General features: G+C 58.1%; 7 protein-coding genes, 2 tRNA genes and 1 pseudogene. 9 read left to right on the forward strand and 1 reads right to left on the reverse strand.

All coding sequences use genetic code 11. The annotated features are described in order from the left end of the window. The first annotated feature begins 195 nt into the window (after nt 1-195). The 6 genes and pseudogenes from Q2T52_RS07280 to Q2T52_RS07305 all read left to right on the forward strand — a co-directional run. A complete protein-coding gene (locus Q2T52_RS07280; RefSeq protein WP_302075976.1) occupies nt 196-2,175 on the forward strand; it encodes a HAMP domain-containing methyl-accepting chemotaxis protein in 1,980 nt (659 codons plus the stop codon). After that, nucleotides 2,175-2,639: a chemotaxis protein CheW gene (locus tag Q2T52_RS07285; protein ID WP_302075977.1), complete on the forward strand. Its 465-nt coding sequence runs from the start codon at nt 2,175-2,177 to the stop codon at nt 2,637-2,639. The genes Q2T52_RS07280 and Q2T52_RS07285 overlap by 1 nt, the downstream gene beginning before the upstream one ends. A gap of 47 nt (nt 2,640-2,686) precedes the next feature. Beyond that, nucleotides 2,687-3,193: a putative pterin-binding protein gene (locus tag Q2T52_RS07290; RefSeq protein WP_302075978.1), complete on the forward strand. Its 507-nt coding sequence runs from the start codon at nt 2,687-2,689 to the stop codon at nt 3,191-3,193. Further along, the gene (locus tag Q2T52_RS07295) at nt 3,190-5,415 is read left to right on the forward strand and encodes an ATP-binding protein (RefSeq protein WP_302075979.1); all 2,226 of its coding nucleotides are present in this window, start codon (nt 3,190-3,192) and stop codon (nt 5,413-5,415) included. The genes Q2T52_RS07290 and Q2T52_RS07295 overlap by 4 nt, the downstream gene beginning before the upstream one ends. Nucleotides 5,416-5,429: 14 nt before the next feature. Continuing rightward, nucleotides 5,430-6,485 (forward strand): HD domain-containing phosphohydrolase, encoded by a 1,056-nt coding sequence (locus Q2T52_RS07300; RefSeq protein ID WP_302075980.1) that lies wholly within the window; start codon nt 5,430-5,432, stop codon nt 6,483-6,485. 357 nt (nt 6,486-6,842) lie between these two features. Beyond that, a pseudogene (locus Q2T52_RS07305) lies at nt 6,843-7,247 on the forward strand (response regulator); the annotation flags it as partial. Between the two features lie 6 nt (nt 7,248-7,253). On the opposite strand, the gene rlmB reads toward Q2T52_RS07305, so the two are convergent. Beyond that, nucleotides 7,254-8,138, reverse strand: coding sequence for a 23S rRNA (guanosine(2251)-2'-O)-methyltransferase RlmB (rlmB, locus tag Q2T52_RS07310; protein ID WP_302075981.1), 885 nt, complete (start codon nt 8,136-8,138; stop codon nt 7,254-7,256). 194 nt (nt 8,139-8,332) lie between these two features. Here rlmB and Q2T52_RS07315 point away from each other — a divergent pair. From Q2T52_RS07315 to Q2T52_RS07325, 3 genes are all read left to right on the forward strand, one after another. Next, a tRNA-Tyr gene (locus tag Q2T52_RS07315) sits at nt 8,333-8,417 on the forward strand. 22 nt (nt 8,418-8,439) lie between these two features. Next, a tRNA-Gly gene (locus tag Q2T52_RS07320) sits at nt 8,440-8,513 on the forward strand. 175 nt (nt 8,514-8,688) lie between these two features. Next, nucleotides 8,689-8,812: GTP-binding protein (locus Q2T52_RS07325; RefSeq protein WP_247644297.1), on the forward strand; the 124-nt coding region annotated here is incomplete at its 3' end.

An 8,812-nucleotide genomic window follows, 5' to 3' on the forward strand; every position in this document is an offset into this window, starting at 1 on the left:
TCGATCGCCGTAATGATAACGGGCCTGGCGCAGGTTGCCGACTGAGGTTTGCAAGCAGGGGTGGGGAGCCCAGGTTTATGCAGCGAGCGGCGAGATCTCAAATATTGCTTCCGGAAACCGCGCTGAAACGCAGCCGCGGATGTTGGACCCTATTGTCCGGAGAGCTCTACTTCAGGCCGAGATGAGGGCACACTGATGAGAATTCGTGGAAAAATCAATATCATTGTCGGGGTCATGAGCGCGGTGGCGGTGGTCATCGGCGCAATGGCGCTTTACGTCAATTACGCCTTCGACAAGCAAAGCGATGTTTACGCACACGCAGCCTCTCGCGCCTATTACGGCGAACGACTGAACCGCCTGGTCACGGCGGTCGTCATGGAAGCGCGTGGTATCTATCATGCGAATACAACGGAGGATGCCGCCAAATTCGGCAAGAACCTGTCCGGCTTCCTCGACGAAATGGACAAGACGATCGCCAACTGGCAGCCGCTGGTGCTGGATGAGGACAAACAAACATTTGAACAATTGAAGGCACGCGCTGCCGAATTCCGCAAATTCCGCATGGAGACCGTGCGCCTTGGTTCCCAGGTCAGCCCCAAAGAGGCAGACATTCAGGGTAACAATGACGCAAACCGTGCCAATCGTACTGCATTTCAAACCAGCATTGATGCGATTGTGAACGCCGACCGCAAGCGCCTTGATGATATCACGGCGGTGATGGACACGTTCGGCTCGCAGATGAACTGGCTGATCCTGACCTTTACAGGCTTTGGCATCGTGGCGGGCACGGGCCTTGGGCTCTTTATCTCCCGAGCGCATCTGTCGCGTCCCATCACGCGGTTGACCAATGCGATCACCGAAGTTGCTGCCGGCAATTACTCGATCGCGGTTCCGCAGGCCTCTGCCCGCGACGAAATCGGTGACATGGCCCGTGCCGTTGAAGTCTTCAAGCAGAATGGCCTTGAGATTGCTCGTCTGAATGCTGAAGAAGCCGCAAGCCGCGCCAACAGCATGGACCTGCAGGAGCGCATGAAAGTTGTCGTCTCCGCAGCGGTGGCCGGCGATTTCGGCCAACGTATCGACAAGCGCTTCAACGACGCGTCGCTTGATCGCTTTGCCGCTGATGTCAACGAACTCTTGGCAAGTGTCGAAGTGGGCGTCACCGGCGTTCGCGAAGTTATCTCCGCGCTTGCTGATGGCGATCTGACGCGCACGATGGAGGGTGACTTCAGGGGCGCCTTTGCCGAGTTGCAGAGCAACGTCAATGCTTCGCTTGCCAAACTGCAACTGACCATGCGCCGCGTTCGCCAGACGACAGAGCTGATCAGCGACAACTCCAACGATTTGCGCCATGCGACGGACAATCTGTCCCGCCGGACGGAGCAACAGGCAGCAGCTCTTGAAGAGACCTCTGCTGCACTCGACCAGATTACGGCTGTGGTGCGCAATTCCAGTGAGCGGGCGCAGGAAGCAAGTTCGATGGTGACTGATGCCAAGGCCAGCGCTCACCAATCGGGACAGGTGGTTGGGAATGCCGTCGCCGCCATGAGCCGTATCGAGCATGCATCGCGAGAAATCAGCCAGATCATCAACGTCATCGACGAGATCGCCTTCCAGACCAATCTGCTGGCACTCAACGCGGGTGTCGAGGCTGCACGCGCCGGCGAGGCAGGCAAGGGCTTTGCGGTTGTCGCGCAGGAAGTGCGTGAGCTTGCTCAACGCTCGGCAAGTGCTGCGAAGGATATCAAGACCCTAATCGGCAAGTCCGGAACGGAAGTGGCAGGTGGCGTACAACTCGTCCAGAAAACGGGTGAAGCGTTGAAGGTCATCGAAACACAGGTCCTATCCATCAACGATCACATCCATTCGATTGCCGCCGCAGCCCGCGAGCAGTCGACCGGCCTGAACGAGGTCAATACCGCCGTCAACCAAATGGACCAGGTGACGCAGCAGAATGCCGCCATGGTCGAGGAATCCTCGGCGGCTACCCACCGGCTTTCTGAAGAAGCGCATGGTCTGCGTGAACTGGTCCTGGCTTTCAAGATTGATCGCAACGGTGAGCAGAAGGTTATCCGCATCAACGATAAGGCGGCATCTGCACCGGTCGCCATGGCCCGCGTCGCCAACACGCGCGGCAGTTCTGCAGCACTGAAAGAAAACTGGGAGGAATTTTGATGAGCACGACGATCGGCGTCAACGCACTTGAGATCATTGCATTTCGTCTGGGCCAGGAAAGCTTCTGCATTCGCACGACGGCTGTACGGGAAATCCGGGGATGGGCGGCTTCCATGCCGATCCCCAATTCTCCAGATTACGTGCTGGGCGTGATCAATCTGCGTGGCAACGTCATTCCGACAATCGATCTGGCCCGTCGTCTTGGCATGCCGGCCGCAGAAAGAACCGAACGCAGCGCAATTGTCGTGGTTGAAGCAGGCCACACCACGATAGGTCTGTTGGTGGATCATGTGACGGACATGCTTTCGATCCCCTCCGACCATCTTCAGCCGGTGCCGCAGGTTTTCAGTAACTTCGACAGCCAATACTGCGAGGGCATCATTACACACGCTGACGGCATGATCTGCTTCATCAACCTGGAGCGATTGTTCGAAGGCGACGACGCAATTCCGCAGGCGGCGTGAGAAGCCTGCTTTCGCTAGCCGACAACCTTTACAGAGGCATTCGTGTCATGAAGCTGTTTCGTATCGTTGCATGTGCCGCCACTTTGATGACCCTCTTGACGGGCGGGGCCTTCGCTCTCGACCGTCCGACCGGCCCCGTTATTCTGACCGTGACCGGTGCCGTTACCAAGCCGAATGCCGGCACGACGGCGCAGTTCGATTTACAGATGCTGGAAGCATTGAAGAGCCGCACCGGCACCATGAATACGCCCTGGATCGACGGCAAGGCGACGTTTTCCGGCCCGCTGCTGCGCGCCGTCCTTGAGGCTGCCGGCGCTAACGGGACGACCTTGCAGGTGCGTGCCCTGAACGATTACTTTGCCATGGTTCCGATGGCCGATGCCGCACAACTGGATACGATCCTGGCGACCCGTATCAACGGCAAGCCGATGTCTGTGCGTGACAAGGGGCCGCTCTTCCTGATCTATCCGTTCGACCTCGATCCATCGCTCTATAACGAGCAGTATTTCTCCCGCTCCGTCTGGCAGATCAAGGAGATCGAGGTCAAGCCGTGACACCAGCAACGCCATTTGGAGGAGACGTCATCCGCAGGGCAAGCCGCACGACTGCCGTGCTGCAGATCTTTGCGGTGATCCTGCTGTCTATCCTCGTCTCCCTCTACGTCGACATGTCCAATCGTCAAGGCAACCTGCGGGACGCCATTCGTGAAAACGCGATGTGGTCTGTCTATCAACTGAACCGTGAGGCGAACAACCTGCACCATCGGGCCGAGTTGATCATCGCCAGCGGCGAGCCGACGGCGGAGGCTTTGCAGAAGCTGTCCCTGAGCTATGACATCGTTTATTCGCGCTTGACCACGCTGGAGCAGACCAAGTTCGAGGAGAACTTCGTCGCGGACGAACGGGTACGTCTTCAGCTGGCGGAAATGCATCGGATCGTATTGGAAAGCCAGAGCCTGTTCGATGCGATTGCCGGAGGCGAAACGCTTTCGATCGGAAGTCTGAAAAGTCTGGAATACGAACTTGGGGTGCTGTCTCGCGAAACTTCCGAGCTTCTCGTCTATACAAACACGTCCATCAGTGAAGAACGTGCCGTCAATCGAGGTGAGCTCGAATCCCTTCAGCGCAAGTCGATCGGCCTCATTGGCCTGTTGGTTGTGTCGGTGGTCTTTCTGATCGTCACACTGCGGCGGCAACTGCATGGAGTGCAGGCCGCAGGTGCAAGCCTTGAGACGATGGCAGAACAATTGACCGCCTCTTGGCAGGCCGCGGAAGCGGGTAATCGGGCCAAATCGCAATTCATGGCGACCATGGGCCACGAGATCCGCACGCCACTCAATGCCATCCTGGGCATGGTCGAACTGCTGGAATTGACGCGGCTCTCTCCGGAAGCCTCTGCGCATATTCGGACTATCCGGCGCTCCGGCGAAACACTGCTCGACATCATCAATGAGATCTTGGATTACGCCAAGATCGAGCATGGAAAACTGGAGCTCGAGCGCCGCACGCTCGACCTTCAGGTTCTTGCCGAAACCTCAGTCGATATGATGCGGGGACGTGCAGCGGAGGCGGGCAACAATATTGTCCTTGACCTGCCGCAGACCTGGCGGGCCCGCTTCATCGTTTCCGATCCGACCCGCCTGCGGCAGGTCATGCTGAACCTCATGAGCAATGCGGTGAAGTTCACGTCTCAGGGGGTCGTCACCCTGCGCATGCGCCAAGTTCTAATTCAGGGAACGCTTTGGTTGCGTGTCGAAGTCCAGGATACCGGCATAGGTATCGAGGAGGAAGGCAAGGAAAAGCTCTTCCGCCCATTCTCGCAGGTCGATGCCAGCATCACGCGCAAGTACGGCGGCACCGGTCTCGGGCTTACCATCTGCAAGGAAATCATCGATCGCTTCGGCGGCCGTGTCGGTGTCGAGAGCCGGCGCGGCGAGGGCAGCACCTTCTGGTTCGAACTGCCTGTGCAGGCTTCTGAAACACCGCCCGCGCCGCATGCCCAGGTCATAGCCCTGCCGCAGGAGCCACTTCGTAAGCTCCGTATCCTCGTGGCCGAGGACAACAAGGTGAATCAGCAGGTCATCATGGGGTATCTCGCTCATCTGGGACAGGATGTGGCGCTTGCAGAGAACGGAGAGGTGGCGCTGAAACTTGCCGCTGCAGAGCGCTTCGATCTGATCCTGATGGATATGCAGATGCCGGTCATGGACGGTATCGAGGCGACCCGTCGCCTGCGCATGTCGATGCTGCCGTCCAGGGATACGCCTGTCGTTGCCTTGACTGCGAATGCATCCGAGGAAGATCGCCGCCTTTGCCTAGAAGCGGGCATGGCAGGCTTCCACGCAAAACCAATCAGCATCGCCATGCTGCATCGGCTGATTCTGGACACTGGTCGGCAAATTCCTCAAGCGCCGACAGCAATGCGGCCTGTGGTCGCTGCGGCGCAATCTGCCACGGCGGCGAGCGGCCCTGATCCAGTGGCACACAGACGCGAGGAAATCGCCGCGGTCCTGGGAGAGGAAGCCTTCGATGAACTGCTTGATGCGTTTTTCGAGGATGCCGTCGAATTGCTCGAAGGACTGCGTTGCGCGCTCAGCGAGGGGCGCGAAAAGGACACCGATCCACTGCTGCACACCCTCAAGGGTGCAGCTTCCAATATCGGCCTTATCGACATCGCCGAAACGTCCCAGGCGTTGCGAAAGACAAAGCTTTCCGCCGACGATCTCGAAATGCTGACACATAAGTTAACAGACGCCAGACAACGGCTGGCCGCCTGAAAGGGAGATGGAACATGCGCATTCTTGTCGTCGACGATAACAAGACGAACCTGACGCTTCTCAAGAAACTCGCCGCCAGCGTCCCCGGTTGCTCCGCGCTTGGCTTTTCCACCCCGGCCGAAGTTTTGCAGGCAATGCCCGATCTCGACTTCGACATTGGCGTGGTTGATTTTCAGATGCCTGTCTACAACGGCGTCGATCTCCTTCTGGAGATACGCCAGTTCGAAAAGTATCGGGATCGTCCGTTTGTCATCGTCACTGCAGACATGGACAACACCACGCGCATGGCGGCTCTGAATGCCGGGGCGATCGATTTTCTGACGAAGCCGATCAACCCGCTGGAATTCCAGGCCCGCATTCGCAACCTTGTCGCCCTGATCGATGCCAGAAACCAGCTTGCCGAGAAAGCCGAATGGCTGCGTCAGGAAGTCGAAAAGGCGATTGCCGAACTGCGTGAGCGCGAACAGGAAATTATCTATCGTCTGACCCTGGCGGCGAGTTACAAGGATCCGGAAACAGCGCTTCATACATTGCGTGTCGGCGCCTATTCCGAAATCATCGCGCGCTCCTACGGTTTGCCGGTGGATATCTGTGCCGATATCCGTCTCGCTGCCCCAATGCACGATATTGGCAAGGTCGGAATTCCTGATGCTGTGCTCCTGAAGCGGGACATCTACACCGACCAGGAACGGGCTCAGATGCAGCGCCATACGACGATTGGCAGCCGCATCCTTGGCGAATCACGGTCTGGCCTCCTGCAGCTCGCCGCCGAAATTGCCGGCGCGCATCACGAACGCTGGGATGGTCAGGGTTATCCGAACCGTCTCACCGGCGAAGAAATCCCGATTGCCGGGCGAATCGTGGCTGTGGCCGACAGCTTCGATGCATTGACCACCGCACGGCCCTACAAGGAAGCTTGGTCGGTGGAGCGTGCTATTCAGCACATCAAGGACCGGGCAGGGTCCCAGTTCGATCCGAGCTGCGTGGACGCCTTCATTCGCTCGCTCGACCAGATCCGCGAGATCATGACCGTGCGGCCAGACGGAGAACCCGCTCCCAACGCAGCCTAGGGTGAGGACGAGATCATATTGCTGGAATGGCGCGATGAACGGCCATGATATGCGGGGAGAAGCACGCACGGATGGGTTCCAGACCCATTCAAGTGCTTCGACACAGCAGATTGCAGCCGTTCGCGCGTCCTCCGCATAATCCCGGCGGGATTATGCTCGGGATGTGGTCGATCCGGCGGTCTACGTCGTTGAAAAGCCTCGCCGATGCGGGAGCATCGTCTACGTTTTTCGCCTCGTATCTCATCCGGATCGCCTCACACCATTTCAGCAAGATGATCGGGTCCTCATCCTAAGGCTGCAATTCGCGGGAACAAAAACGACCCTTTCGCGTTACCGTGAAGCTCCAGGCAGCGCGAGGGGGTCATGCCGCACAGGGTCTTGGTCGTTGAAGATCAGCTTCTGATCGCGCTTCACATCGAAGACGCCGTGCTGGCGCTTGGATACGAAGTTTCTGGCATCGCGGCAAATGCACGCGACGCCTTTTACCATTCAGAGGATTGCGACATCGCACTTGTGGATGTCCAACTGCAGGACGGTGCGACGGGACCCGATATCGGTCGGGCCTTTGCCGCCAAAGGTATTACCGTTCTGTTCATGACTGCAAACCCGGAAGCACTGGCCAGCGGAATTCCGGGTGCGCTCGGAGTCATCTCCAAACCGCTATTCGATCTGGAATTGATCGGGGCCATTCAATATGCAGCCGCGATGCGTGACGGAACATCGATCACACCGCCCGAACGGCTCAGGCTCTTTCATCGCTAGCCGTAATCATGTTGGCTTTGCCAGGTGCTGGCGCGCTGCGTAAAGCGCAATTGCGGCTGCATTCGAGACATTCAGCGATTTGATGGCGCCCGGCATGTCGAGGCGAGCCAGGGCATCCACCGTTTCCCGGGTCTTCTGGCGGAGACCCTTTCCTTCGGACCCGAGCACCAGCGCGAGGCTCTGCCCGGAGAATGTCTGTTCGAGAACCGCAGGACCTTCCGAATCAAGGCCGATCGTTTGAAAGCCGAGCTTCGACAATTCGTTCAACGCATCTGCCAGATTGGTGACCTGAATGTAGGGAATATGTTCGAGCGCACCGGACGCGGATTTTGCGAGCACACCCGATTCGGTCGGGCTGTGGCGCTGGGTGGTAATCAGGGCGCCCGCGCCGAAGGCAACGGCGGATCGCATGATCGCGCCGACATTGTGTGGATCGGTCACCTGATCAAGCACCAGAAGCAGACGGGACTCCGTCAGCGCCGCAAGACGCTTCAAAGGCAGGGGCTGTGTTTCCAGAAGAACCCCCTGATGGATCGCATCCGGTCCCACCAGCTTGTCGATATCGGAAGGAGCGACAATTTCCACAGGAAAGGGAAGAGCGGCATCTTCCGCGAGTTCCAGCCGGGGCAGGGCATTTTGCGTGGCCATCAGCCGGATGTTGCGGCGCTCCGGATTGTCGATCGCGGCGCGCACCGTATGCAGCCCATATAGGAAGACCTGTTCGGGGCGCAGCTGCGGCGCTTTCCAGTCGCTGTCCTTGCCCTTCGGGCGTCGGCCTGCGGCGGGTGTTGGTATTTCCCCACGTTCGCGCTTGGCGTCACGCACGGCACGCCTCAGATTCGCGTAATGGGTATCGCGGGGGGATTTGTCTTTTCGATCATCTTTGCTCATGCGGCCTTATAGCTCTCGCAAGCGCAAGCGCATAGAGCCGCAGAAGCCGGTGGCGTGGGGACAATTATTTTTTCTGACATTTTTCGTGACAGGCTGTGTTGACAGACCGACAAGCTGCCGTCATATACGCCGCCGTGGCTGCGGAACACATCACCGCGGTGACGAAAAAGAGCTTGGCTTCGGTCCAGAATATTGGAGGGATGCCCGAGTGGTTAAAGGGGACGGACTGTAAATCCGTTGGCTCAGCCTACGTTGGTTCAAATCCAACTCCCTCCACCATTCTGATCGAGAGACAAGCCCCGCGGGTATAGCTCAATGGTAGAGCAGCAGCCTTCCAAGCTGAATACGCGGGTTCGATTCCCGCTACCCGCTCCAAATTTCCAGCACGTTTTGGCAAGCGAATTTCAGCGTTAACGCTGTGGCGGCAAACTGTTGCCCTTGCACTTCGTGCCCTAGTAATTATGTCTTGCGCATTCACAGGGAAAGCCTTAAACGGCTGCACCAAACCCGCTCGCGGGTCCATCATTCTTTACCACCACAGGAAGCATCAATGGCAAAGAGCAAGTTTGAGCGTACGAAGCCGCACGTTAACATCGGCACGATTGGCCACGTTGACCACGGCAAGACGTCGCTGACGGCAGCAATCACGAAGTTTTTCGGTGAGTTCAAGGCGT

This window comes from Rhizobium oryzicola (assembly GCF_030504645.1).
GTDB lineage: Bacteria > Pseudomonadota > Alphaproteobacteria > Rhizobiales > Rhizobiaceae > Neorhizobium > Neorhizobium oryzicola.

What these genes read in the sequence shown, in the direction of transcription:
- Q2T52_RS07280 (WP_302075976.1), top strand. Translation starts at nt 196, where the DNA reads ATGAGAATTCGTGGAAAAATCAATATCATTGTCGGGGTCATGAGCGCG.
- Q2T52_RS07285 (WP_302075977.1), top strand. Translation starts at nt 2,175, where the DNA reads ATGAGCACGACGATCGGCGTCAACGCACTTGAGATCATTGCATTTCGT.
- Q2T52_RS07290 (WP_302075978.1), top strand. Translation starts at nt 2,687, where the DNA reads ATGAAGCTGTTTCGTATCGTTGCATGTGCCGCCACTTTGATGACCCTC.
- Q2T52_RS07300 (WP_302075980.1), top strand. Translation starts at nt 5,430, where the DNA reads ATGCGCATTCTTGTCGTCGACGATAACAAGACGAACCTGACGCTTCTC.
- rlmB (WP_302075981.1), bottom strand. Translation starts at nt 8,138, where the DNA reads ATGAGCAAAGATGATCGAAAAGACAAATCCCCCCGCGATACCCATTAC.